Genomic DNA, 24,939 nt, shown 5'->3' with positions numbered 1-24,939 from the left:
CCCGGAGGGCGAATCGAGACCCGGAGGGCGACCGGGCCTCACGCCTTCCTGCGCGACCAGTCCTTCTTTGCGAGCGCCGGAAGCGCGGCGTAGTCACCGCGGATCAGGGCTTCACGCTTGGCCCGCGACCATCGCTGCACGCGCTTCTCCCACCAGAACGCCTCGTCGACACTCTCGAACTCCGCGGCGTACACCAACGCGACGGGCAATCGTCGCCTCGTGTAGGCCGCACCCTCGCCGTCGCTGTGCTGCTTGAGCCGACGGTCGATGTCGCGGGTGCTCCCGACGTAGTAGCTCCCGTCGGCGCACTCGAGGATGTACATCCAAGCCATGCCGAGAGTGTGGCGTCTCGGGTACGACAGCCGCCGCGGCTGTCCACAGGGCGCGGGGTGCCGGGTCTCGATACGCCTCCGCTGGCGCTCCGGGCTACTCGACCACCTGCTCGGGGTCTCGATACGCCTCCGCTAGCGCTCCGGGCTACTCGACCACCTGCTGCGGGCTACTCGACCATCTGCTGCGGGTCTCGGGGCGGCGACGGCGGCTCGATAGGATCGGGGCGTGACCGAGATTCCTGACCACGACCTGGTCCTCGTCGTCGACTTCGGAGCGCAGTACGCGCAGCTCATCGCCCGCCGCGTCCGCGAGGCCAAGGTCTACTCCGAGATCGTGCCGCACACGATGCCGGTCGAGGAGATGCTCGCGAAGAACCCGAAGGCCGTGATCCTGTCGGGCGGCCCCTCGTCGGTGTACGAGGACGGGGCGCCGCGGCTCGACCCGGCGCTGTTCGCGCAGCAGACCCCGGTCTTCGGCATCTGCTACGGGTTCCAGGCGATGGCCCAGGTCCTCGGCGGCACGGTCGCCAACACCGGTCAGCGCGAGTACGGCCGTACGGACGTCGCGGTCGGCGAGCACGGCGTGCTCCTGGCCGGGCTCCCGGACAGCCTGCGGGCCTGGATGTCGCACGGCGACGAGGTCACGATCGCGCCCGAGGGATTCTCCGTCACCGCCTCCTCGCCGCGTGCCACGGTCGCCGCGTTCGAGGACGTCGAGCGCGGGCTGGCCGGGGTCCAGTGGCACCCCGAGGTCCTGCACAGCGAGCACGGCCAGCAGGTCCTCGAGCGGTTCCTCGTCGAGATCGCCGGCTGCCGTCAGACCTGGACGATGGTCAACATCGTCGACGAGCAGGTCGACCGGATCCGCGAGACCGTGGGCGACGCCCGCGTGATCTGCGCCCTGTCCGGCGGTGTCGACTCCTCCGTCGCGGCCGCGCTCGTGCAGCGCGCGATCGGCGACCAGCTCACGTGCGTCTTCGTCGACCACGGGCTGCTGCGCAAGGGGGAGCGCGACCAGGTGGTCCGCGACTACGTGGCTGCCACCGACGTCAACCTCAAGGTCGTCGACGCCAGCGAGCAGTTCCTCGGCCACCTCGCGGGCGTCACCGACCCGGAGGAGAAGCGCAAGATCATCGGGCGCGAGTTCATCCGCACCTTCGAGGCGGCCGAGCGCGAGATCCTGGAGACGCCCGGAGCACCGGTCAAGTTCCTCGTCCAGGGCACGCTCTACCCGGACGTGGTCGAGTCCGGCGGCGGCGAGGGCGCGGCCAACATCAAGAGCCACCACAACGTGGGCGGACTCCCCGAGGACCTCGAGTTCAGCCTGATCGAGCCGCTGCGCACGCTCTTCAAGGACGAGGTCCGCCAGGTCGGCGAGCAGCTCGGACTCCCGGCGGCGATGGTGTGGCGCCACCCGTTCCCCGGACCGGGGCTGGCGATCCGCATCGTCGGCGCGGTCGACTTCGAGCGCCTCGAGATCGTCCGCGAGGCCGACGCGATCGCCCGCGAGGAGCTGACCGCGGCCGGTCTCGACCGCGACGTCTGGCAGTTCCCGGTCGTGCTGCTCGCCGACGTGCGGTCGGTCGGGGTCCAGGGCGACGGTCGCACCTACGGCCACCCGGTCGTGCTGCGTCCGGTCAGCAGCGAGGACGCCATGACGGCCGACTGGAGCCGCCTCCCGTACGAGCTCCTCGAGCGCATCTCGACCCGCATCACCAACGAGGTGCGCGAGGTCAACCGTGTCGTCGTCGACATCACCAGCAAGCCGCCCGGCACGATCGAGTGGGAGTGACGATGCCGATCGTCCCTGACAGCAAGGACTGGACCTGGACGGCGCGGGAGGTGTGCCCGGAGTGCGGGTACGACCCGGCCGCGGTCGACGTCGCCGAGATCGGCGCGCGGGTCCGCGAGTACGCCGCCCCGTGGCCCGCGGTGCTCGCGCGCACGGACGTCCGTGACCGTCCCGACGACAGCACGTGGTCGCCGCTGGAGTACGCGTGCCACGTCCGCGACGTTTTCGCCCTCTACCGCTACCGCCTCGGCCTGATGCTGGACGAGGACGACCCGCTCTACCCGAACTGGGACCAGGACGCGACCGCGGAGGCCGAGCGCTACGGCGAGCAGGACCCTGCCGTCGTCGCGGAGGAGCTCACCCGCGAGGCGGCGCTGGTGGCGGCCGCGTTCGACGCGGTCTCCGGCGACCAGTGGGAGCGTACGGGGCGGCGCAGCGACGGTGCGTCGTTCACCGTGGCGACCTTCGGGCGCTACTTCCTCCACGACGCGGCGCACCACCTGCACGACGTCGGCGCGTAGCCGGTCACCCGCCGAGCGCGTCGAGCCGGCCCTTGAGGAACCGCCGCTGCGCGTCGTCGCCAGCGACGGCGATCGCGCGCCGGTACGCGTCCGCCGCCTCGTCGCGCCGTCCGACGTCGGCGAGCAGCCGCGCCCGTACGGCGGGGAGGTAGGCGTACTCGCGCAGGCTCGGCTCGTCCAGCACGGGCTCCAGCGCCACCAGCGCAGCGTCGGGACCTTCGACGTACGACACCGCGACCGCGCGGTTGAGCCGTACGACGGGGGTCGGCCACTCCTCGACGAGCCGGTCGTAGAGCCGCAGCAGCGCCGGCCAGTCGGTCGTCTCCACGCTGGCGGACTCCGCGTGCACGCCGGCGATCGCGGCCTGCAGGGCGTACCGGCCCGCCCTCCCGTCGCGGGCGAGCGCCCGCTCGAGGGCACGGCTGGTCGCCTCGCGTCCGCCCGCCGTCAGCCGCAGGTCCCACGAGCCGCGGTCCTGTCCGTCGAGCAGGACGACGTCCGCGGCGCGGCGGGCCCGCGTACGCGCCTGTGTGAACAGCACGAGCCCCAGGAGCCCCAGGACCTCCGGCTCGTCGGGGAAGATCTCCGCGAGGCTCGCCGCGAGGGACCGCGACGCCTCCTCGAGCGCGTCGGTCTCGGGATCGCGCGGCCGTTCGTGGGCTGCGGTCGCGACGAGGTGCACCACCTCCAGGACGGTGCCGAGACGCGCAGGGAGGTCGTCCGCGGCCGGGACCGCGTACCGGATCCCCGCGGCGGTGATCTTGTGCTTCGCCCGGGTGATGCGGGCCGCCGCGGTCGACGGACGGAGCAGGAGCAGACCCGCAGCGGTCGGTGTCGGGATGCCGCAGACGACGCGGAGCGTGAGCAGGACCCGGTCGGGCTCCGACAGCGCAGGGTGGCAGCAGGTGAACACCAGGCGCAGCAGGTCGTCGTTCCACCGGGCGGCCGCGTCCTCGGCGTGCCGGCTCTCCTCCCGCTGGGCGAGATCCGGCATCCGCTCGCGCAACGACCCGGCCCTGCGGTGCAGGTCGAGCGCGTGGTTGCGCGCCGTCCGGACCAGCCATGCCACCGGGTTCGGAGGCACCCCGTCGCCCCACGACCCGAGCGCACGCTCGAACGCGTGCTGCGCGCAGTCCTGGGCGGTGTCGATGTCGCCGGCCGTACGGACGGTCGCCGCCACCACGCGGCCCCAGTGCTCCCGGTGCAGCGCGGCGACGGCGTCGTCGACCGTCACGGGCATCGGCTCAGGCGACGTCGACGGTCACTCCCCGCCGATCTCGAGGATCGGCCGCACCTCGACGACCGCGCTCGGGCACTGCTTGGCCAGCGCCAGCGCGGCGTCGAGACCGTCGCACTCGATGACGTAGTAGCCGCCGAACGCCTCCTTGGACTCGACGAACGGTCCGTCGGTGACCACCGGCTCCGGCCCGTTGCGGACGGTGGTCGCGGTCGTGGTCGGCTGGAGGGCCTCACCGCCGTGGTCGACGGCGCCCGCGGCCGCGACCGCCTTCGAGAACCGGTCGTGGGCGGCCATCAGGCGGTCCCACTCCTCCGGCGGAGCATCGACCCAGGTGGCCTCGTCGTCGAACAGGATGAAGAGGTAGCGCTCGCTCATCGGACTCTCCTTCGGTCGGCCCCGCCGGTCGGGGCCTTCACCCAGGTAACGAACAGCATGTCCCGAGATCGACACGGCGCGCCAGGCGTTCGTGACTCGTGCTCCAGCGGGCTACCCCTCCGTACGACGCAGCTGCCACTGCGCGGACACGCTCGCGGTGCGGAAGCCGAGCGCGGTGTTGATCGCGAGCATCGGGGCGTTCTCGGCCGCGTTCCAGGTGTGGATGCGGCGGGCCTGCGGGCGTACGGTCGCGAGCGTCCGCAGCAGAGCGGTCTTGACGAGCATGCCGAGGCGGTGGCCGCGGTGCTCGGACAGCACGAGCGTGTCCGCCTGCATGGCCGCCTCCGGTCGCGCGTCGGTGAACTCGGCGACCGAGTAGCCGGCCAGGCTGCCGGACGGGCGGTGCTCGACGACCGCGATGACAGCCACCCGGCCGCTCGCCCTCCGCCGCGCGGCCGCGTCCCGCAGGCGGGCGACGTCCCAGAGGTCCTCCCCGTGGTCCATCCCGCCGGTGGGGACGGCCGTCGACATCCGCGTCATCAGGACGGCGTACTGCTCCTCCCACCCGGTCGGGATGTCGTCCACCCACACGTGGGTCCGGTAGGTGTCGCCCGCCGCGTCCGCAGCCTCGTGCGCGAGGCGCGAGAGGAGCTCGGGATCGACCGGGAGCGCGAGCGTCGTCTGCTGCTCGACCTGCTCCAGGGTGAACCCGAACCGTCGGGCGAACCGGCTCGACGCATCCAGAGGCACGGCGCCGACGCCGGTCGACGGCGTCAAGGCGTCCTCGCCGGGGCGGGGAGCCTGAGGGTAGGACGTGTCCGCCTGGAGGATGCGACGCCCGGCCTCGCGCACGTACGCGTCGGCCTGCTCGGCGAGCAGCGTCCCGATCCCGCGTCCTCGCCACCGGGGATCGACGCCGACGTCGACGATCGCCACGTCGGTGTCCCCGACCTGGGGGAGGCGGACCGAGGCGTGCCCGACGACGGACTCGGGGGTCCGTGAGTCGTCGAGGACGGCGACCCACCGGTCGAGCGGTCGGTACACGCGGTCGACCATCATCTCCGTCGTCAGCGCGAGATCAGGGGTCAGGTCGGCGTGGCCACGGATCTCGCGCTCGATCGCCTCGCGGACCCGGACAGACCCGCGCAGGGCCCACAGGTCGGGAGAGTCCGGCGCCGTCGCGCGCGAGGGGACCGGGACGCGTTCGAGATGAGGTGGCATGGCCGCGAGTCTCGCCGCGGCCGGCGAGGAGGTCAATCGGGATTCGCCGGGCGCTCGCGGTCCTCGGGCCGCTGGTACACGTCGGGGATGCCGTCGTGGTCGGCGTCGACGCTCTCCGCCTCGTGCACCAGACGGTAGCGCCGGTTGCGCAGGCGCAGCAGCACCGCCGCGAGGAGGGCGGAGAGGACCGACCCCTCGAGGACCCCGATCTTGACGTACGCGTCGCGCGTCGACTCGAGCCCGTACGCGAGGTCGCCGATCAGCAGGGAGACGGTGAAGCCGATCCCGCCCAGCATGCCGACGCCCACCACGTCGATCCAGGCGAGGTCGGGGTCCAGGCGCGCCCGGGTGAACCGCGCCATGAGCCACGTCGCCCCGAAGATGCCGACCGTCTTCCCGACGACGAGGCCGAGCAGGATGCCGTACGTGATGGTGCTGCGGTTGGCCTGGAGGAGCCCGCTGAGGCCACCGACGTCGACCCCGGCGGCGAAGAACGCGAAGACGGGCACCGCGATCCCCGCGGAGATCGGGCGCCAGACGTGCTCGAAGTGCTCGGCGAGACCCGGGCCGGCGTCGGGACCGCCGGCGGCCTCGCTGCGCAGCACCGGGACGGTGAACCCGAGGACGACACCGGCGATGGTGGCGTGGACACCCGACGCGTGCACGAACGCCCAGGCGAGGAACGCGAGCGGGAGCAGGATCCAGGCGGAGCGGACGCGGCGCTGGACGAGCACCGCGAAGAGCGCGATCGGGACCACCGCGGCGGCGAGCCAGCCGATCGCGAGGTGGTCGGTGTAGAAGAACGCGATGACGATGATCGCGAGGAGGTCGTCGACGATCGCGAGCGTCAGGAGGAAGGTCCGCAGCGCGGTCGGGAGGAACGAGCCGAGGACCGCCAGGACGGCGAGGGCGAAGGCGATGTCCGTCGCCGTCGGGATCGCCCACCCGCGCAGGGCCCCGTCACCGGTGCCGAGGTTGACGGCGACGAAGATCAGTGCCGGGACCACCATGCCGCCGACCGCGGCGACCATCGGGATCGCCGCCCGGCGCGGGTCGCGCAGGTCGCCCGCGACCAGCTCGCGCTTGAGCTCGAGGCCCGCGACGAAGAAGAAGATCGCGAGCAGCCCGTCGGCGGCCCAGGCGCCGATCGAGAGGTGCAGGTGCAGTGCCTCGGGGCCGACCTCGAAGTCGCGCAACGTCGCGTACTCCGCGCCAAGCGGCGAGTTGGCGAGGACGATCGCGAGCGCGGCCGCGCCGATGAGCAGGAAGCCGCCGACCGTCTCTTGACGCAGCAGGGCGGCGATGCGCGAGGTCTCGGACCACGAGCCTCTGCCGAGGACGGTGTTCTGCGGCACGGTGCTCCTCCAGGGGTCGTCGAGAATGACGCCGACCAGACTTCCCGGCACACCGTGGGCGAGTCTACCGACGGTGCTCCCACAACGCCGGGGAGACCCACGTCACAGCACCGTCCGGACGGGAGATATTCGGTCGCGGGTCGTCTGAGCGGGTCCTTACGCTTGACCGTTGTGAAGAACCTCCCGCTGGCCGATCCCGGCACCCCAGACCTTCGGTCGTCGGTGCGCTACATGGCGTGGATCCTTCGCGTCCAGGGATGGACCCTGGTGGGCGCGATCGGGTTCGGGATCACCTGGATGGTGGCCCAGGCGACCGTGCCCGCCGTCATCGGTGCGGCGATCGACGCGGTGGTCGACGACGGCTTCGGCCGAGGCCTGCTGCTCTGGTCCGCCCTTCTGCTCCTCGTCGGCGCGATCCAGGCCGCCTCCGGCATCGTCCGCCACCGCCTGTCCGTGCAGATGTGGCTCGACGCCGCCTACCGCACCGTGCAGCTGGTCAGCACCCACTCCGGCCGGCTCGGATCCGAGCTCAACCGCCGCGTCGCACACGGCGAGGTCGTCTCCGTCGGGGCGACGGACATCGCCAACATCGGCAACTCGGTCGACGTGATGGGCCGCTTCGTCGGCTCGATCGTCGCCTACCTCGTCGTCGCGGTCATCCTGCTGCGCTCGTCGCCGACGCTCGGTCTCGTGGTGCTCATCGGCGTCCCAGTCCTGATGCTCGCCACCGGCCCGCTCCTGCGTCACCTCAACCGCCGCAACCAGCACGCGCGTGCGCTCCAGGGCGAGCTCAACACGCTCGCCAGCGACATCGTGGCCGGCCTGCGGGTGCTGCGCGGGATCGGCGGCGAGGCGATGTTCGACCGCCGCTACCGTGCTGCCTCGCAGGACGTGCGCCGGGCCGGTGTCCAGGTGGCGCGGGTGCAGTCCGTGCTGGACGCGCTGCAGGTCCTGCTGCCGGGCGCGTTCGTCGTGCTCGTCGTGTGGCTGGGTGCTCGCTTCGCCGCGTCGGGCCAGATCACCGCGGGCGACCTGGTGGCGTTCTACGGCTACGCGACGTTCCTCATGCTGCCGCTGCGGACGTTCACCGAGGCCGCCAACAAGCTCATCCGCGGCAACGTCTCCGCCCGGCACGTGATCCGGATCCTCGGCATCGTCCCGAGCGTCACCGACCCTGCAGACCCGATCAGCCCGCCCGACGGCGACCTGGTCGACGCACGCACCGGCTTCGTCGCGCGCAAGGGCGTGCTCACCGCGATCGTCAGCGACGACCCGCGCGACGCGGTGGCGCTGGCGGACCGGCTCGGCGGCTACCTCGAGCCCGGTGGCGACGTCGACGACGTGACGTACGGCGACGTGCCGCTGGGGGCGGTCGCCCGCGACGAGCTGCGCCGCAGGATCGTGGTCAACGACACCGGCTCGGCCCTGTTCAGCGGGCGGCTGCGCGACGCGCTCGACGTCCGCCGTGCGACCACCGACGACGAGGTCGCGGCGGCGGTGACGACGGCGTCCGCCGACGACGTCCTCGAGACGCTGGCCGACGGCCTCGACTCCGAGCTGGCCGAGCGCGGTCGCTCGTTGTCGGGCGGGCAGCGCCAGCGTGTCGTGCTCGCTCGCGCTCTGCTGACCGACGCCGACGTCCTCGTCCTCGTCGAGCCGACCTCGGCGGTCGACTCCCACACCGAGGCGCGGATCGCCGGCCGGCTGCGCCGCCACCGCGCGGGGCGGACGACCGTCGTCGTCTCGAGCAGCCCGCTCGTCCTGGACGTCGCCGACGAGGTCGTCTTCGTCGCCGGCGGCCGTGCCGTCGCGAAGGGCGAGCACCACCACCTGATGACCACCGACCGTGCCTACCGCCAGGTCGTGACCCGAGAGGAGGGAGAGGACGTTGCGTGACGCCCTGCCCATCGCCGGCAGCAGCCTCTTCCGCTCCTACCTGCGTCAGGTCGCGCGCGACCACCGCCGCGACCTGCTCGTGATCGTCGTGCTGCACGGTGCGGCGGCCGGAGCGGGACTCGTCGTCCCGTGGCTGATCGGCGACCTCGTCGAGGCGGCGACCGACGGTGGCGGCTACGGCACCATCGACCGCATCGCGCTGTTCGTCGCGGGCTGCCTGCTCGTCCAGACGGTGCTGACGCGGTGGGCCCGTCTGCGGTCGTCGGTCTTCGGCGAGACGGTCCTCGCGCGGCTGCGGGAGGACTTCGTCGACGAGGCGCTGACGCTGCCGATCGGTGTCGTCGAGAGCGCGGGCACGGGCGACCTGCTCACCCGGACCTCGCGCGACGTCGACACGCTCGGATGGTCGGTCCGCTTCGCGGTCCCCGAGACCGTGGTCGCGCTCGTGACCGCGGTGTGCACCGTCGTCGCCGCGCTGCTGGTCGGCGGCTGGGTCGCCGTGCCGCTCGTGCTCGGCGTGCCCGTGCTGTGGGCTGCGACCCGCTGGTACCTCAAGCGCGCCCGCGACGGCTACATCCGCGAGCACGCCTCGTACTCGCGGATCAACGCGACGCTCGCCGAGACCGTCGAGGGTGCGCGCACCGTCGAGGCCCTGGGCCTCGGCTCGCAGCGCCGCGAGCGCATCGACGCCGACATCGCGGAGTCGTACGCAGCCGAGTCCTACACGCGCAACCTCCGCACGGTGTTCTTCCCGGCCGTCGAGATGGGCTACCTCGTGCCGGTCGTCGCGACGCTGGTCTTCGGCGGCTGGCTGCTGTCGCAGGGCTCGATCACGCTCGCGGAGCTGACGGCGGCCGTGCTCTACATCCGGTTCCTCATCGACCCGGTGGACCGCATCCTCAACTGGATGGACACCCTCCAGGTCGGTGCGACCTCGCTCGCGCGGCTGCTCGGCGTGGCCGAGGTCCCCGACGACCGGACGCCGACGGGCCGTACGCCCCAGGGCGAGGAGATCGAGCTCGACGACGTGCGCTTCTCCTACGTCGAGGGACGCGAGGTGCTGCACGGCGTGGACCTGGAGCTGGCGGCCGGGGAGCGGCTCGCCGTCGTCGGGCCGTCGGGTGCCGGCAAGTCGACGATCGGACGCCTGATCGCGGGCATCCAGGGCCCGACCGAAGGTGCGGTCACGGTCGGCGGCGTCGGGGTGACCGAGCTCGAGCTGGACGACCTGCGACGACGGGTCGCGCTGCTGACCCAGGAGCACCACGTGTTCGTCGGGACGGTCCGCGACAACCTCCAGCTCGCGCTGGAGGAGCCCGGCACCGCTGCGGACGACCGCCTGTGGGCGGCGCTGGACGCGGTCGACGCGCGCGAGTGGGTCGAGCACCTGCCGCACGGGCTCGACACGATGGTCGGCTCCGGCGGCCACCGGCTCACCGACGCACAGGCCCAGCACCTCGCGCTCGCGCGGGTGGTGCTGACCGATCCCCACACCCTCGTGCTCGACGAGGCGACGTCGCTCATCGACCCGCGCGCCGCGCGCGCTCTCGAGCGGTCGCTGAGCGCGGTGCTCGAGGGGCGGACCGTGGTCGCGATCGCGCACCGCCTCTACACCGCGCACGACGCCGACCGCGTCGCGGTGGTGGAGGACGGTGAGATCAGCGAGCTCGGGAGCCACGACGAGCTGGTCGCGCGCGGTGGTTCGTACGCGGCGCTGTGGAAGTCCTGGCAGAGCTGACAGGACTGTCGGTGCCGCACGCCATGGTGGACCCATGGAGGCAACGGAGGTCGTGCGTGCTCTCGAGGAGCGGATGGAGTCACGCGACTGGGACGGCGCCGCCGCCCTCGTCGCGCCCGACGCGGTCATCGAGTGGCCGCGGACGGGTGAGCGGTTCAGCGGGGCGTCGTTCGTCGCGATGAACGCGGCCTATCCCGAGGGGTGGTCGATCCGGGTCCGCGAGGTCGTCGGGAGCGGCGAGCGCGTGGCGTCCGACGTCGAGGTGACGCAGGAGGGTGTCGACGGCGTGTTCGTCGCGACGGGGTTCTGGACCGTGCGCGACGGGCGCGTCGTCGAGGGCCGGGAGTACTGGTCGGGCCCCGCGCTCGACGAGGCTCCCGCCTGGCGCGCGCCGTACCAGCTCGGCGACGACGCACCCTAGGCTGGCTGCACACCGTGCCGATGCCGTGAGGAGGACCCGATGGACGATGTCGACCGCCAGATCATCGGGCACCTGATGCGCGACGGACGGGCGACGTACGCCGAGATCGGCTCCGGTGTCGGACTGTCGGCGCCCGCGGTGAAGCGCCGGGTCGACCAGATGCGGGCGCGAGGGCAGATCACCGGGTTCACGGCGCTGACCGATCCCGCGGCGCTCGGCTGGACGACCGAGGCGTACGTCGAGATCTACTACGACGGCAACGTCTCCGTCGCCGAGCTCAAGCGCAACCTCGCGGCGATCCCGCAGATCGTCGGGGCCTGGACGGTGGCGGGCAACGCCGACGCGATCGTCCACGTGATGGCGACGAGCATGACCGAGATCGAGCAGGTGGTCGAGCGGATGCGCGAGCACGCGAAGGTCGAGCGCACCCGCAGCGCGATCGTGATGTCCCGGCTGTTCGAGCGCCCGCGCTCGCGCTGAGCCTCGCCGCCGACCGCGGACTGCCTGCGCGTCCCCGTTTGCGGTGCTCCCACCGAAAGCAACGGGATCCCACCGCACAGGTGCGGTGGGATCCCGGCATCTGCGGTGCGAGCACCGCAAACGGGAGCCGGTCAGATGTCGGTGGGCATCAGGAGCCAGGCGACGAGGTAGACCAGGACCATCGACCCCAGCCCCAGGACCGTGAGGACGACGAAGGCCAGCCGGACCACCGTCGGGTCGACGCCCAGGTAGCGGGCGAGGCCGCCGCACACCCCCGCGATCCACTTGTCGTCGGTGGTGCGGACGAGCTTCTTGGAGCGGGTCATCGTGGGTCCTCTCGGTCGTCGGAGGGCCGGGTGAGGTCCTCCAGGGTGAGTGTGTCCGTCGGGGTGTCGACGGGGTCGGTGGGCGCGTCGGACGTCTCGCGGTCGCTGACGTCGGTGGTGCTGTCGTCGGTCGTGCTGTCGTCCGTCCCAGGCTCGGGGTCCGGCTCGAGGTCCGGCTCGGGGTCCGGCTCCGTACGGGGTGCCGTCGCGCCGGTCGGCGTCGTCGCCGGCGGGGCGACCGCGGTGCGCTGCTCGCGCTGACGGCGACCGGCCTGTCGTGCGGCGATCAGCGTCGCGACGAGGCCGACCGTACCGAGGAGCACGAGCAGGAGCGGTGCGGCGATCGCGAGGGAGACAGGCTCCCAGCCGGCGTACCACATGCCCCACAGGGCCCCCGCGACCAGCACGAAGGTCAGCGCGACCAGGGTCAGGGCGTCGAGCGGATGGCGCTTCACGAGCGGATCACCTCCACGTCACCGACGGTCACGTCGATGTCCAGGATCAGGTCGGGGCGGGCGGTGTGCTCGGCGACCTCGAGCGAGGTCTGCAGACCGCCGCGCTGGAAGCCGAGGGCCGAGATCGAGCCCGCGCCGACGGAGGCGTCGAGATCGATGTCGAGGGTGTCGGGGACGTACACGCGCACCGTCCCGATCCCCGCCTCCAGGTCGAGGCGTCGCCCGTCGAGAGCGGCGGGGTCGGAGATCTCGCGCAGGTCGACGACGACCTCGCCGAAGCCGACCTCGTAGTCGTCGCGCAGCGCGGCCGCCTCGCCCGGCCGGGCCTCGACGCGTCCGGCGTCCCACTGGGGGAAGGCGGTCGTGAAGGCCAGGAGGACGACGGCGAGGATCGCCGGCACGATCAGCGGGCGGGCGTTGCCGAAGACGGTGCCGACCAGCATGCCGACGGCGAGCGTGCCGAGGGCGGTCGCGACGTACACCGACGGCGCGAGCTCACCCTGGGTCGCGACGAGCGTGACCCCGGTGACGATCAGCACCAGCGACAGCGTGATGACGGTCAGGGTGCCGCGGTCGTGGCGCGGGTTCGGGCGCTTCTGCGGCTTCACCGGCGGGGGGCTCGGCGGCACGGGCGGCCCCGGAGGGGCGGGAGGCGTCGGAGGCGTCGGCCCGTACGACCGGGGTGCGGCGGGCGCGGTCGGTGCCGGGGCCCACGGCGGGGGAGCGTACGGAGCGGGCGCGGACGGGGCCGGCGCGTACGAGGCGGACGTCGCGGACGCGTACGGGACGGCGGGCTGACGCGGTGCCGGCGGCGGCGTCCCCGGGCCGTACGGCGGGACGCCCTGCGCGTACGGCGGCTGCGCGGGTCCGTAGGGCGGCTGCGCCGGTCCGTACGGCGGGGGGTTGCCGAAGCTGCGGCGACGCTTGCGCTCCTGGTGCTCGCGGTAGGCGACCCAGGCGATCACGACCACGGCGGCGATCCAGATCGGGCCGACCGGCCATCCCCAGCCCCAGGTCCAGGTCACAGCGACCAGGGCGGCGGCGCCGAGGCCGACCAGGCGGATCTGCGGCTCGTTGTCACCGAGGCCGAGCCAGCGCTTGAGGTAGCTCTCACCGGTCTGCTCGTCGGGCAGCAGGATCCATGCCGCGACGTAGGCGAGGACGCCGCCGAACCCCACGAGCGTGAGGACGGCGAAGAGGATGCGGGGGATGACGGGGTCGATGCCGAGGTAACGGCCGATGCCCGCGCAGACGCCGGCGACCATCCGTCCGTCCTCGGTCCGGCGGATGTCGGTCAGCGTGCCGGCGTTCGGCGAGCGGGGGCCGTCCTGCGGCGCCGCTGCGGGTCCCGCGCCCGCGTCGGCTCCTGCGCCGGCCCCGGACCCGGCCGAGGGGCCCGGTCCTGCGGCGGCGGGACCGCCGAGCGGTGTGGTCGTGTCGTCCATGGCTCCATCCTGCTGCGCGTCCTCTCCTCGGAGTATGGGTGAGACCCCTGATCCGTACCGGGCCGTCAGGGTGCCTCACCAGGGTCGGTCCGGGGTCGATCCGGCTGGTCCGGAGCCCGTGCCGCGTGTGACGATCGGTGTCGTGACCATCAGTGCGACGCCCGTGCGGCGGCTCTACCGCTCCCCGAGCCCGCGGGTCCTCGGTGGCGTGGCCCAGGGGCTCGCCGACCACCTCGGCGTGCCGGTGCTGTGGGTGCGCCTCGCGTTCGTCGTGGGCACGCTGTTCCAGCTGGCCGGCGTCCTCGCGTACGTCGCGTTCTGGATCTTCGTCCCGCTCGGCAGCGCGGAGGCGTCACCGGGCCTGGCCAGCGCCACCCGCCGCGGTCTGCGCACCGGCGACGAGGAGGACAGCGGTCCGGCCTCCAACCGCAGCACGCTGCAGACCGCCGCGCTCGTCGTCCTCGGGATCGGCGTCGTCTGGTTCGTCGTCGGCAGCGACACGGTGTCCAACCTCCTGTTCCCCGCGGTCCTCGCGATCGCCGGGTTCGCGCTGATCTGGCGCCAGGCCGACGACAGCTCGCTGCAGCGCTGGGTGCGGGTGACGTCGGGCTGGCAGGCCGTCCTGCGGATGGCGGCCGGCACGCTGCTCGTGCTCATCGCGTACGGCGTCTTCGTCGCACAGCTCGGCGGCGGCATCGAGTCGGCCGCCCAGCTCCTCGGCGCGATCGTCGTGGCCCTCGCGGGCGCGGGACTGCTGCTCGGCCCCTGGATCGTGCGCCTGGCCAGCGACCTGGCCGCCGAGCGCCGCGAACGCGTCCGGTCGCAGGAGCGCGCCGACGTCGCGGCCCACCTCCACGACTCCGTCCTCCAGACCCTCGCCCTGCTCCAGAAGAACGCCCACGACCCCGCCCAGGTCGCGACGCTCGCCCGTCGGCAGGAGCGGGAGCTCCGCGACTGGCTGTACGGCGAGCCCGCCGACGACGGGACGACCCTGCGGACCGGGCTCGTGGCCGACGCCGCGGAGATCGAGACCACCTACCGGATCCCGATCGAGGTGGTCGGCGTCGGCGACGTCGACCCGGATCCGGACGTCGACGCGCTGCGGGCCGCGGCGCGGGAGGCGATGACGAACGCGGCCAAGCACTCCGGCGCCGACCGCATCGACGTGTACGTCGAGGTCGGCGGTGCGGCGGCGGAGGTGTTCGTGCGCGACCGTGGTGCCGGCTTCGACCCGTCGGACATCCCCGAGGACCGGCTCGGCATCCGGCGCTCGTTGGTGCAGCGGATGGAGCGGCACGGCGGGACGGCCGACGTACGCTCGGCACCGGGTGACGGCACCGAGGTGCGCCTCGCGCTGTCGCTCGTACGGGACAAGCAGCCGAACGGCGGCCGCGAGGGTGCGCCGAACGGCGGACGAGACGATGCGCCGCGAGGCGCCGACGGAGGAGGAGACGCGTGAGCACACCGACGCCCACCGGTGGTTCGAGGGACCTCGCCGTCCTGCTGGTCGACGACCACGCGATGTTCAGGACCGGCGTGCGCGCCGAGCTCGGCAGCACGGTGCGGGTGGTCGCGGAGGCGGGCGACGTCGACGAGGCGGTGCGCGCGGTGGAGGCGTACCGTCCCGACGTCGTGCTGCTCGACGTGCACCTGCCCGGCGGCGGCGGGGCCGAGGTGCTGCGGCGCGTCGCGACCCGCTACCCCGACACGAAGTTCCTCGCGCTGTCGGTGAGCGACGCGGCCGAGGACGTGATCGGCGTGATCCGTGCCGGCGCCCGCGGCTACGTCACCAAGAACATCACCGGCGACGAGCTGGTCGACGCGATCCGGCGGGTCGCCGGCGGCGACGCGGTCTTCTCGCCGCGGCTGGCCGGGTTCGTGCTCGACGCGTTCGCGGGGACGATCGAGGTCGCGCAGGTCGACTCCGACCTTGACCGGCTCACCGAGCGCGAGCGCGAGGTGATGCGCCTGATCGCCCGCGGCTACGCCTACAAGGAGGTCGCGAAGGAGCTCTTCATCTCGGTGAAGACCGTCGAGACCCACGTGTCCTCCGTGCTGCGCAAGCTGCAGCTGTCGAGCCGCCACGAGCTGACCCGCTGGGCGAGCGACCGCCGCCTGATCTGAGTCCCGACCGGTCGCCGGTGTCACCGGTGCGCGGTAGACAGGGTGGATGACGTGCCAGTTCGTCCCTCCGTACCTCCTCGACCGGCTCGCCGAGGCGACCGACGACCCCTACCTGACGGGCTGCTGCGGTCAGACCCGGGCGCTCGACGCGGGGCTGCGCGAGCGCCGGGCCACGGCGCCGCCGTCGATGGCGCAGCCGTCGGACGCCGACGGCACCAAGACGATCTACAGCGCGGGCGGCGCGACGCAGCTGCCCGGTGCGAAGGTCCGCGGCGACGCCGACCCGCCCACGGGCGACCCCGCGGTCGACGAGGCGTACGACAGCAGCGGCATCGTGCACGAGCTCTTCTTCACCGCCTTCGGGCGCAGCGGCATCGACGACGCGGGCAGCACGGTCACGGTGACGGTGCACTATGGCGAGGACTACGACAACGCGTTCTGGGACGGCGAGCAGCTGGTCTTCGGTGACGGCGACGGCCGCGTGTTCGAGCGCTTCACCAAGCCGCCGGACGTCCTGTTCCACGAGTTCGCCCACGGCGTCACGCAGTTCACCGCCGACCTGCGCTACTCGGGCCAGTCCGGTGCGCTCAACGAGTCGATGTCGGACTGCTTCGCGGCCATGGCCCTGCAGCGGATGCTCGACCAGACGGCGGAGGAGGCGCACTGGCTGATCGGCGAGGGCCTGTTCAAGCCGGGGATCCAGGCCGTCGCGCTGCGGTCGATGCGCGAGCCCGGGACGGCGTACGACGACCCGCTGCTCGGCAAGGACCCGCAGGTCGGCTCGATGCAGGACTACGTCGAGACCACCGCCGACAACGGCGGCGTCCACATCAACTCCGGCATCCCCAACAAGGCGTTCGCGCTGGCCGCGCTGCGGCTCGGCGGCTACAGCTGGGAGCGGACGGGCCAGATCTGGTACGCCGCGCTGACCGGGGGAGCGGTCGGGCGCGACACCCGCTTCGCGGGGTTCGCCGCCGCCACGGTCGCCGCCGCGCAGGAGCTGTACGGCGAGGAGGAGGCGGACGACGTCCGTGCGGCGTGGTCGGAGGTGGGCGTCGAGCCGGGACAGGACGCGCCCGTGTCGGGTGAGCTCCCGCCGGCCGAGGGGCGGGTGGTGGTGTCACGGTCTGGAGGGTTCGCCGGGATCGGGCGCGAGGTGACGCTGGACCTCGACGAGGGCCCGCTCGGTGCCGAGGTCGCGGCGCTCCTCGAGCGGACCGACTTCGCGGGGCTGCCGAGCCGGGACGAGGACGATGCCGGTGCGGACCGGTTCGTCTACACGTTCTCCTACGGCGCCCAGCAGGTGACGGTGCCCGAGAGCGCGCTGACGCCGGAGCTGGAGCAGGTCGCGTCGCTCGTCCTCGGGCACGACGGCACGGGGTTGTCGGATACCCCCTAGGGGTATATGGTCAGCGTCATGAGCACGCACGAGCACGATCACGGCAACCACGATCACGGCAGCGGCGCGTCCGGCGTCATGGAGGCGCACGCCGAGCACGCCGCCCACGACATGAGCGCCCACGCGGGGCACGACATGAGCGCCCACGCGGGGCACGGAGGCCACGGTGGTCATGCCGGTCACGGCGACCACGTCGGGCAGTTCCGCCGGCTGTTCTGGATCATGCTCGTCCTCGCGGTGCCCGTGGTCGGGTTCTCCGCCATGTTCGCCTCGATCCTCGGCTACGACCTTCCCGACGCCTCCTGGGTCGCGTGGGTCTCGCCGCTGCTCGGCACGGTGATGTACGCCTGGGGCGGGCGCCCGTTCCTCACCGGTGCCGTGAGCGAGATCCGGTCCCGCAAGCCGGGGATGATGCTGCTCATCGGACTTGCGATCACGGTCGCCTTCGTGTCGTCGTGGGGTGCCAGCCTCGAGATCCTGCACCACGAGCTCGACTTCTGGTGGGAGCTCGCGCTGCTGATCGTGATCATGCTGCTGGGCCACTGGATCGAGATGCGGTCGCTGGCCCAGACCACCTCCGCGCTGGACTCGCTCGCCGCGCTCCTGCCGGACGAGGCCGAGCGGGTCGAGGGGGACCAGGTCGTGACCGTCGCTCCGTCCGACCTGCGGGTCGGCGACCTGGTCGTCGTCCGTCCCGGCGGCAGCGTGCCGGCCGACGGCAGGGTCGTCGAGGGCGCGGCCGACATCGACGAGTCGATGGTGACGGGGGAGTCGCGGCCGGTCCGCCGCGAAGCCGGCGACGACGTCGTGGCCGGCACGGTCGCGACCGACTCCGGCCTGCGGGTCGAGGTCACCGCCGTCGGCAGCGACACCGCGCTCGCGGGCATCCAGCGGCTGGTCGCCGAGGCCCAGAGCTCGTCGTCGCGGGCGCAGCGCCTCGCGGACACCGCAGCCGGGTGGCTGTTCTGGTTCGCGCTCGGAGCGGCACTGATCACGGCCGTGGTGTGGTCGCTGATCGGGCAGCCGGACGAGGCCGTGATCCGCACGATCACCGTCCTCGTGATCGCGTGCCCCCACGCGCTCGGCCTCGCGATCCCGCTGGTCGTGTCGATCGCGACCGAGCGGGCGGCGCGCGGCGGCGTCCTCGTCAAGGACCGGCTCGCGCTCGAGAGCATGCGCACCGTCGATGCCGTGCTGTTCGACAAGACCGGCACGCTGACCAAGGGGGAGCCGGCGGTCACCTCGGTCGCGACCGCGGGCGACCACGCCGAGGACGAGGTCCTGGCGCTCGCCGCCGCTGCCGAGTCCGACAGCGAGCACCCGCTCGCCAAGGCGATCGTCGAGGCGGCCCGCACCAAGGACCTCACCGTCGCGGCCTCCTCGGACTTCCGCTCGTCGCCCGCGGTCGGCGTCACCGCCACCGTCGACGGGCGCCGCGTGCAGGTCGGCGGGCCGGCGCTCCTCGAGCAGGAGCACGCGCACGAGCTGGAGGTCGCGGAGACCTGGCGCGCGACCGGCGCGATCATCCTCCACGTCCTGGTCGACGGGGAGGTGGTCGGTGCGCTCGAGCTCGCCGACGAGGTGCGCGAGGAGTCGCGCCAGGCGGTCGACGCGCTCCACCGCAGGGGCGTGCAGGTCGTGATGATCACCGGCGATGCCGAGGCGGTCGCCCGGTCGGTGGCAGACGAGCTCGGCATCGACCGCGTCTACGCCGGCGTCCGGCCCGAGGACAAGGCCGCGAAGGTCGCCGAGCTGCAGCACGAGGGACGCAAGGTCGCGATGGTCGGTGACGGCGTCAACGACGCACCGGCGCTGGCGCAGGCCGACGTCGGCATCGCCATCGGGGCCGGCACGGACGTCGCGATCGCGTCGGCCGGGGTGATCCTCGCGAGCTCGGACCCACGCTCCGTCCTGTCGGTCATCGAGCTGTCGCGGGCGACGTACCGCAAGATGAAGCAGAACCTCTGGTGGGCCGCGGGCTACAACCTGATCTCGGTCCCGCTCGCGGCGGGCGTCCTCGCGCCGGTCGGGTTCGTCATGCCGATGTCGGTGGGCGCGATCCTCATGTCGGCGTCGACGGTGGTGGTGGCGCTCAACGCGCAGCTCCTGCGGCGGCTCGACCTGAGTCCGGAGGCCTCGGTCCGCGCCGCGGGCTGACGCGCGTACGACGCCGCAGAACGCCGATGCGTCCTGACCCGCGGGTGGTCAGGACGCATCGGCGTTCGCGCAGAGGGACCCTCAGGCGTTCGCCATCGCCTCGCGGGCCGCCTTCTCCGCCTCGCGCTTCTCGCGACGCAGCGCCTTGGACTCGGGCGAGTTGCCGACCTTGTACGGGTCGGAGGGCTTGCGGCCGAGCGCGGCGAGCTGCTGGGCGACGCTGCCGATCTGCTTCGAGAGGCGCCCGGTGTTGTACTTCAGGCCGTACTTCTCGACCAGCCGGTGCACGTCCTTCGCCACCTCCGGGTAGCGGCGCGCCGGGATGTCGGGGAAGAGGTGGTGCTCGATCTGGTACGACAGGTTGCCCGTCATCACGTGGAACACCGGGGTGCCGGTGATGTTGGCCGAGCCGAGCAGCTGACGCAGGTACCACTGGCCGCGGGTCTCGTTCTGCGCCTCCTCCTCGGTGAAGGTCTCCACCTCCGCAGGGAAGTGGCCGCAGAAGATGACGATGAACGTCCAGATGTTGCGGATGATGTTGGCCACGAAGTTCCCGCCGAGAACGGCCAGCGGGACCCACCACGAGGTGAACGGCACCAGCGCCACCGCGAGCAGCGGGTACGCCACGTAGTCCTTGACGACCTGACGGCGGACCTTCTGCCAGGCGCGCTTCTTGCGGGCCTTGAACTCGGACTTGCTCATCCGCCCGCCGAGGTACTCGTCGAGCTCGATGCCGTGGTACATCACGCCCCACTCGAAGAACAGCATGAGCATGAACGCGAGCGGCAGGTTGAACCGGTGGCTCGGGTACCACGGCTGCTCCTCGTCGATCCGGAACAGGTTGTAGCCGATGTCCCGGTCCATGCCGTGGATGTTCGTGTAGGTGTGGTGGATGTAGTTGTGGCCGTGCTTCCAGTCCTGCGCCGGCGCCACGTTGTCCCACTCGTACTTCTTGCCGTCCACGACCGGGTCGTTCATCCAGTCGTACTGACCGTGCATCACGTTGTGCCCGATCTCCATGTTCTCGAGGATCTTGGAGATGGCGAGGCACGCGATGCCCGCGATGAAGACGGGCAGGAAGAACGGCATGAAGATGCCGATGCGGCCGAGCACGTCGAAGACCCGCTGCGCCTTGATGACGCGGCGGATGTAGTCGGCGTCCTTCTGACCGAGGTCGTCGAGGACGCGCTGGCGCACCGCGTCGAGCTCGTCGCCGAACTCCTCGAGCTGCTCGTACGTCATGAGGTCGAGGCCGATGGTCGCGCGGACGCTGGTGTCCTCGCCGACGAGGGGGACCGGCGCCTTGTTGTGGTTGCTGGCGCTCAGCGGCTCGATCGGAGCGCGCTTCTTGCGGTGGTGGGACATGGCGTTCCTCTCAGAGGGCGACGTTGACGTCGCCGACGGGGACCTGGACGCAGATCTTGACGGTCTCGTCGGTGTTCGCGGCCACCTCGCCGGTGATGACGTGGCGGACGGCACCGTGGTTCTTCTTGATGGCGCAGGTGTTGCAGACGCCCATCCGGCAGCCGAAGTCGGGCGTGAGCCCCGCAGCCTCGGCCTGCTCGAGGATCGTGGCGCCGGAGTTGTCGGCCTCGATCCCGCTGTCGTCGAACGTCAGCGTGCCGGTGGCGTCGGCGGCGTCGAGGTCGACCGTCGGGACCTTGAAGTACTCCGCGCGCAGCTGCTCGGCCGCGCCGAGCTCGTCGTACGTGTCCCGCACCGTGGCGATGAGCCCGGCCGGACCGCACACGTAGGAGAGCGTGCTCGCGGCGTCGACGCCCAGGTGCTTGAGGTGCTCGATCGTGAACCGGCCGGCGAGCTCGGATCCGTCCTCGGGCTCGCGGGTGTAGATGCGCACGACGCGGAGGGAGCCCGTCGGGTCGGACTCGGCCACGGCGGCGAGCGCGTCGAGCTCGTCGGAGAACATCTCGTCCTCGCGGCTGCGCGCATAGTGCAGGAACGTGACGCGTCCGGTGTGGCCGTCGTCGCGCAGCGTGCGCAGCATCGACATCACGGGTGTGATCCCGCTGCCGCCCGACAGCAGGAGCAGGTCGTCGGGGACGGCCGCCGGGAGGACGAACTCGCCGTCGGCCTGCGACAGGTGCACGAGGGTCTTCGGGACGAGCTCGTGGTGCAGGTACTGGGACACGTAGCCGTCGGGGTGCGCCTTGACCGAGACGCTGAAGAGCCCGTCCTTGCGCCGCGCCGAGCTGGACACCGAGAAGACCCGGACCCGGCGCTTGCCGTCGACCTCGACGCCGAACTCGACGTGCTGACCGGGAGCGAAGCCCTTCCAGGCGCCGTTGGGGCGCAGGACGACGGTGCTGGCGACACCGGTCTCGTGGATCACCTCGACGACCCGGGCGCGGACGTGGTGGACCGCGAGCATCGGGTGGACCTGGTCGAGGTAGTGGTCGATGGTGTGGGGCGAGGTCAGGGCTGCGATCGGACGCGAGGCGAGCGCCTTGCGGACGATTCCCATAGGGCCTCCGAGGGATTCAGTGAACGGCCGTGCACCCACAACCTACGCAACCGTAGGTTGGGTCGCAAGTCCGAGGCTCTGTGACGCAGGTCACGCGATCGCCCGACGTCCGCCGCCGTGCCCTGCGAGACTCCTGCCATGACGGTGCTCCTGACCACCGCGCGCGTCCGCCTCCGCCAGTTCACCGCGGACGATGCGGACCTGCTGACGGCGCTCGACAACGACCCGGCGGTCATGCACTTCATCAACAACGGTCTCCCCGTCCCGCGGGAGGAGATCGTCGACGAGGTGCTGCCCGCCTTCCTCGCCTGGCACGCACGTCACCCGTTGTACGGCTTCTGGGCCGCCGAGGACCTCGAGACGGGGCGCTTCCTCGGCTGGTTCCACCTGCGTCCGGGCGAGGATGCCGGTCCCCGCGAGCCCGAGCTGGGCTACCGGCTCCAGACGTTCGCGTGGGGGCAGGGCTATGCGACGGAGGTCTCGCAGGCGCTCGTCGACCACGCCTTCGCCTCCTCTGACGTCGAGCGCGTCACGGCCGAGACCATGGCCGTGCACCTCGCGTCGCGCCGGGTGATGGAGAAGGCGGGCATGCGGCTGGTGCGGACGTTCCACGCCGACTGGCCGGTGCGGATCGAGGGGGACGAGCACGGCGACGTCGAGTACGCGATCACCCGCGCCGAGTGGGAGGCGGCGCGCTCCTAGCCGTACCTTCGCCACCGTCGGGATCGCCCGTTGCGGACTACGCTGACGGCATGGAGTCGCAGCCGTACGTCATCGTGCTCTTCGGGGCGACGGGGGACCTCGCGCGGCGCAAGCTGCTCCCGGGGCTGCTGCACCTGTGGCAGGCCGGGCTGCTCCCCAACGCGCGCATCGTCGGCACCTCGCTCGACGACATGGACCTCGACAAGTTCCGTTCGCTCGCGCGTGACGCCGTCGACGAGTTCAGCCACCCGGCGCCGACCGACGAGGCCTGGGCGGACTTCGCCGACATGCTGCGCTGGGCACCGGGCGACGGGGGCGCCGAGGCGCTCGCGTCGACCGTGCACCGCGCCGAGTCGGAGATCGGCGGCGAGCCCCAGCTCCTGCACTACCTCAGCGTCCCCCCGAAGGCCGCGCTCGCGGTGGTCCACGAGATCGAGGAGGCCGGCCTGGCCGCGCGCTCGCGGATCATCATGGAGAAGCCGTTCGGCACCGACCTCGCGTCGGCGCGCCGCCTGAACGCGGCGCTGCACGAGGTCTTCCGCGAGGACCAGATCTTCCGGATCGACCACTTCCTCGGCAAGGAGGCGGCGCAGAACATCCTCGCGTTCCGCTTCGCCAACGGTCTCTTCGAGCCCATCTGGAACCGCAACCACATCGACCACGTGCAGATCGACGTGCCCGAGACGCTGGGTCTTGGCGGGCGGATCGGGTTCTACGAGGAGACCGGTGCCTACAAGGACATGGTGGTCACGCACCTGTTCCAGGTCCTCGGGTTCGTCGCGATGGAGCCGCCGACCGAGCTCGCGCCGTACGCGATCACCGAGGAGAAGAGCAAGGTCTTCCGCTCGATGCTCCCGATCGAGCCGAGCGACGTCGTCCGCGGCCAGTACGCCGGCTACCGCGAGGAGCCCGACGTCGCCGACGACTCCGACACCGAGACGTTCGTCGCGCTGCGGTGCTTCGTCGACAACTGGCGGTGGGCCGGCGTGCCGTTCTATCTGCGCACCGGCAAGCAGCTCGCCGAGGGCGCCCGGATCATCTCCATCGCGTTCCGGGAGCCGCCGAAGAGCATGTTCCCGGAGGGCTCGGGCGTCGGTGCCCAGGGACCGGACCACCTGACGTTCGACCTCGCCGACCACGCGCGGCTGTCGTTGTCCTTCTACGGCAAGCGTCCTGGGCACGGCATGCGGATGGACAAGCTGTCGATGCAGTTCTCGTTCACCGAGACCGACGGCTACGCCGCGCTCGAGGCGTACGAGCGGCTGATCTACGACGCGATGCGCGGCGACCACACCCTGTTCACGACCGCGGAGGGCATCGAGCAGCTGTGGAGCCTGTCGCAGCAGCTGCTCGACCACCCTCCGCCGGTCCGTGTCTATCCGGTGGGCTCGTGGGGGCCGAACGCGATCCATCAGCTGGTCGCGCCCCACGCCTGGCGGCTGCCCTTCGAGCGTCCCTGGCGCGAGCACAAGGACGACTCCAAGAGCCAGCTGCGGCACTAGGCCGTCAGCCGCGTCGCCTCCAGGGCCCGCTGGGCGTCGTCGGCCACCAGGTCGGCGTTGAGGTGCGCTCCGGCGAGCGCGCCTGCGGCGGCTGCCGCGCCGACCTGGGCGGAGAGGTCGGTGACGTTGCCTGCGACCCAGACGCCGGGGACGTCCGTACGCCCCGTGGCGTCGCTCGGCACGTGCTCGCCCATCCCCGACGGGTGCTCGACCGCGCGCAGACCGAGGTCGGACAGGACGCCTGAGCGTGCCCTCATCCGCGCCCCGACCGCGACGACGTCGCGCTCCACCACCCGACCGTCGGTGAGCCGCACCCCGACGATGTGGTCGTCCTCGATCACGAGCGCGGCGACCTCACCCGTGACGACGTCGACGCCGCGGGCCGCGAGCAGCGCGGCCTGGTCCTCGGGAGGGCCTTCGGTCGTGTGCGCGAAGAGCACCACGTCGTCGCTGAGCTGCCGGAAGAGCATCGCCTGGTGGACCGCCGCCGGGCCGCTCGCGAGGATGCCGATCGCCCGGTCGCGCACCTCCCACCCGTGGCAGTACGGGCAGTGCACGACGTCGCGCCCCCAGCGCTCGCGCAGCCCGGCCACGTCCGGGAGCTCGTCGACGAGCCCGGTGGTGACGAGCAGGCGCCTCGCCCACGTCGTACGCCCGTCGGCCAGCGTGACCGCGAACCCGTCGCCGTCCTTGGTCGCCGTCGTGACGTCTCCGTCCACGACCTCCCCGCCGTAGCGGCGTACCTCGGCGCGGCCGCGCCGGAGCAGCTCCGTCGGCGGGAGCCCGTCGTGCCCCAGCAACCCGTGCACACCGTCGGCCGGCGCGTTGCGCGGCGCGCCGGCGTCGATCACCACGACCGACCGTCGTGACCGCGCCAGCATCAGGGCGCCGTTCAGCCCGGCCGCGCCTCCGCCGACCACGACGGCGTCGTACTCGTCCTTCAATCCTTCGGTCACGTCGACCACCTCCGCGGTCC

General features: G+C 72.2%; 23 protein-coding genes. 12 read left to right on the top strand and 11 right to left on the bottom strand.

Annotated features, from left to right (window positions below; translation table 11 throughout):
• Positions 1-38 precede the first annotated feature (38 nt).
• Positions 39-332, bottom strand: a complete 294-nt coding sequence (locus tag ACQSSQ_RS12285; protein ID WP_431327365.1) for a GIY-YIG nuclease family protein — start codon at positions 330-332, stop codon at positions 39-41.
• A 235-nt stretch (positions 333-567) separates the two neighbouring features.
• On the opposite strand from ACQSSQ_RS12285, the gene guaA reads away from it, so the two are divergent.
• Positions 568-2,124: a glutamine-hydrolyzing GMP synthase gene (gene guaA, locus ACQSSQ_RS12280; protein WP_431327996.1), complete on the top strand. Its 1,557-nt coding sequence runs from the start codon at positions 568-570 to the stop codon at positions 2,122-2,124.
• A gap of 2 nt (positions 2,125-2,126) precedes the next feature.
• On the top strand, positions 2,127-2,645 hold the full coding sequence (locus ACQSSQ_RS12275) for a DinB family protein (protein WP_431327364.1): 519 nt from the start codon (positions 2,127-2,129) through the stop codon (positions 2,643-2,645).
• A gap of 4 nt (positions 2,646-2,649) precedes the next feature.
• On the opposite strand, the gene ACQSSQ_RS12270 is transcribed toward ACQSSQ_RS12275, so the two are convergent.
• The 4 genes from ACQSSQ_RS12270 to nhaA all read right to left on the bottom strand — a co-directional run bounded on the left by ACQSSQ_RS12270 (position 2,650) and on the right by nhaA (position 6,836).
• Positions 2,650-3,885, bottom strand: a complete 1,236-nt coding sequence (locus ACQSSQ_RS12270; protein WP_431327363.1) for an RNA polymerase sigma factor — start codon at positions 3,883-3,885, stop codon at positions 2,650-2,652.
• Positions 3,886-3,906: 21 nt separating this feature from the next.
• Positions 3,907-4,260, bottom strand: coding sequence for a YciI family protein (locus tag ACQSSQ_RS12265; RefSeq protein WP_431327362.1), 354 nt, complete (start codon positions 4,258-4,260; stop codon positions 3,907-3,909).
• Between the two features lie 111 nt (positions 4,261-4,371).
• Entirely contained in the window at positions 4,372-5,481 is a 1,110-nt protein-coding gene (locus ACQSSQ_RS12260; protein WP_431327361.1) for a GNAT family N-acetyltransferase, read from the bottom strand.
• A gap of 32 nt (positions 5,482-5,513) precedes the next feature.
• Entirely contained in the window at positions 5,514-6,836 is a 1,323-nt protein-coding gene (nhaA, locus tag ACQSSQ_RS12255; RefSeq protein ID WP_431327360.1) for a Na+/H+ antiporter NhaA, read from the bottom strand.
• A 171-nt stretch (positions 6,837-7,007) separates the two neighbouring features.
• Between nhaA and ACQSSQ_RS12250 the strand changes: the two genes are divergently transcribed.
• From ACQSSQ_RS12250 to ACQSSQ_RS12235, 4 genes are read left to right on the top strand one after another with little or no spacing between them, the layout of a single operon-like run.
• Complete coding sequence (locus tag ACQSSQ_RS12250; RefSeq protein ID WP_431327359.1) at positions 7,008-8,732, top strand: ABC transporter ATP-binding protein; 1,725 nt, start codon at positions 7,008-7,010, stop codon at positions 8,730-8,732.
• Positions 8,725-10,470, top strand: a complete 1,746-nt coding sequence (locus ACQSSQ_RS12245) for an ABC transporter ATP-binding protein (RefSeq protein WP_431327358.1) — start codon at positions 8,725-8,727, stop codon at positions 10,468-10,470. Before ACQSSQ_RS12250 ends, ACQSSQ_RS12245 begins: the two co-directional genes overlap by 8 nt.
• 34 nt (positions 10,471-10,504) lie before the next feature.
• A complete protein-coding gene (locus ACQSSQ_RS12240) occupies positions 10,505-10,891 on the top strand; it encodes a nuclear transport factor 2 family protein (protein ID WP_431327357.1) in 387 nt (128 codons plus the stop codon).
• Positions 10,892-10,930: 39 nt separating this feature from the next.
• A complete protein-coding gene (locus tag ACQSSQ_RS12235; protein WP_431327356.1) occupies positions 10,931-11,371 on the top strand; it encodes an Lrp/AsnC family transcriptional regulator in 441 nt (146 codons plus the stop codon).
• Between the two features lie 131 nt (positions 11,372-11,502).
• On the opposite strand, the gene ACQSSQ_RS12230 is transcribed toward ACQSSQ_RS12235, so the two are convergent.
• From ACQSSQ_RS12230 to ACQSSQ_RS12220, 3 genes are read right to left on the bottom strand one after another with little or no spacing between them, the layout of a single operon-like run.
• The gene (locus tag ACQSSQ_RS12230; RefSeq protein WP_431327355.1) at positions 11,503-11,697 is read right to left on the bottom strand and encodes a PspC domain-containing protein; all 195 of its coding nucleotides are present in this window, start codon (positions 11,695-11,697) and stop codon (positions 11,503-11,505) included.
• On the bottom strand, positions 11,694-12,152 hold the full coding sequence (locus ACQSSQ_RS12225) for a hypothetical protein (protein WP_431327354.1): 459 nt from the start codon (positions 12,150-12,152) through the stop codon (positions 11,694-11,696). Before ACQSSQ_RS12225 ends, ACQSSQ_RS12230 begins: the two co-directional genes overlap by 4 nt.
• The gene (locus ACQSSQ_RS12220) at positions 12,149-13,597 is read right to left on the bottom strand and encodes a PspC domain-containing protein (RefSeq protein ID WP_431327353.1); all 1,449 of its coding nucleotides are present in this window, start codon (positions 13,595-13,597) and stop codon (positions 12,149-12,151) included. The genes ACQSSQ_RS12225 and ACQSSQ_RS12220 overlap by 4 nt, the downstream gene beginning before the upstream one ends.
• Positions 13,598-13,739: 142 nt before the next feature.
• On the opposite strand from ACQSSQ_RS12220, the gene ACQSSQ_RS12215 reads away from it, so the two are divergent.
• Genes ACQSSQ_RS12215 through ACQSSQ_RS12200 form a run of 4 tightly spaced genes read left to right on the top strand, consistent with a single transcriptional unit; the run spans position 13,740 to position 19,277 of the window.
• Complete coding sequence (locus tag ACQSSQ_RS12215) at positions 13,740-15,056, top strand: ATP-binding protein (protein WP_431327352.1); 1,317 nt, start codon at positions 13,740-13,742, stop codon at positions 15,054-15,056.
• Positions 15,053-15,721: a response regulator gene (locus ACQSSQ_RS12210; RefSeq protein ID WP_431327351.1), complete on the top strand. Its 669-nt coding sequence runs from the start codon at positions 15,053-15,055 to the stop codon at positions 15,719-15,721. The genes ACQSSQ_RS12215 and ACQSSQ_RS12210 overlap by 4 nt, the downstream gene beginning before the upstream one ends.
• 46 nt (positions 15,722-15,767) lie before the next feature.
• Entirely contained in the window at positions 15,768-17,120 is a 1,353-nt protein-coding gene (locus tag ACQSSQ_RS12205) for a protealysin inhibitor emfourin (protein ID WP_431327350.1), read from the top strand.
• Between the two features lie 18 nt (positions 17,121-17,138).
• The gene (locus ACQSSQ_RS12200; protein WP_431327349.1) at positions 17,139-19,277 is read left to right on the top strand and encodes a heavy metal translocating P-type ATPase; all 2,139 of its coding nucleotides are present in this window, start codon (positions 17,139-17,141) and stop codon (positions 19,275-19,277) included.
• An 81-nt stretch (positions 19,278-19,358) separates the two neighbouring features.
• On the opposite strand, the gene ACQSSQ_RS12195 is transcribed toward ACQSSQ_RS12200, so the two are convergent.
• Together ACQSSQ_RS12195 and ACQSSQ_RS12190 are read right to left on the bottom strand one after the other, a co-directional pair.
• Complete coding sequence (locus ACQSSQ_RS12195) at positions 19,359-20,642, bottom strand: fatty acid desaturase family protein (protein ID WP_431327348.1); 1,284 nt, start codon at positions 20,640-20,642, stop codon at positions 19,359-19,361.
• Between the two features lie 10 nt (positions 20,643-20,652).
• Complete coding sequence (locus ACQSSQ_RS12190) at positions 20,653-21,759, bottom strand: ferredoxin reductase (protein ID WP_431327347.1); 1,107 nt, start codon at positions 21,757-21,759, stop codon at positions 20,653-20,655.
• Between the two features lie 138 nt (positions 21,760-21,897).
• On the opposite strand from ACQSSQ_RS12190, the gene ACQSSQ_RS12185 reads away from it, so the two are divergent.
• Both ACQSSQ_RS12185 and zwf read left to right on the top strand, forming a co-directional pair.
• Positions 21,898-22,461 (top strand): GNAT family N-acetyltransferase, encoded by a 564-nt coding sequence (locus ACQSSQ_RS12185; RefSeq protein WP_431327346.1) that lies wholly within the window; start codon positions 21,898-21,900, stop codon positions 22,459-22,461.
• A gap of 50 nt (positions 22,462-22,511) precedes the next feature.
• The gene (gene zwf / locus ACQSSQ_RS12180) at positions 22,512-23,963 is read left to right on the top strand and encodes a glucose-6-phosphate dehydrogenase (protein ID WP_431327345.1); all 1,452 of its coding nucleotides are present in this window, start codon (positions 22,512-22,514) and stop codon (positions 23,961-23,963) included.
• Here the strand turns inward: zwf and ACQSSQ_RS12175 are convergent.
• A complete protein-coding gene (locus tag ACQSSQ_RS12175; RefSeq protein WP_431327344.1) occupies positions 23,960-24,919 on the bottom strand; it encodes an NAD(P)/FAD-dependent oxidoreductase in 960 nt (319 codons plus the stop codon). The genes zwf and ACQSSQ_RS12175 overlap by 4 nt on opposite strands.
• Between the last annotated feature and the right edge of the window lie 20 nt (positions 24,920-24,939).

Source organism: Mumia spirodelae, assembly GCF_050632745.1.
Taxonomy (GTDB): domain Bacteria; phylum Actinomycetota; class Actinomycetes; order Propionibacteriales; family Nocardioidaceae; genus Mumia.
Note: the sequence above shows the minus strand (reverse complement) of the source record. Positions and strands in the feature narration are given on the sequence as shown.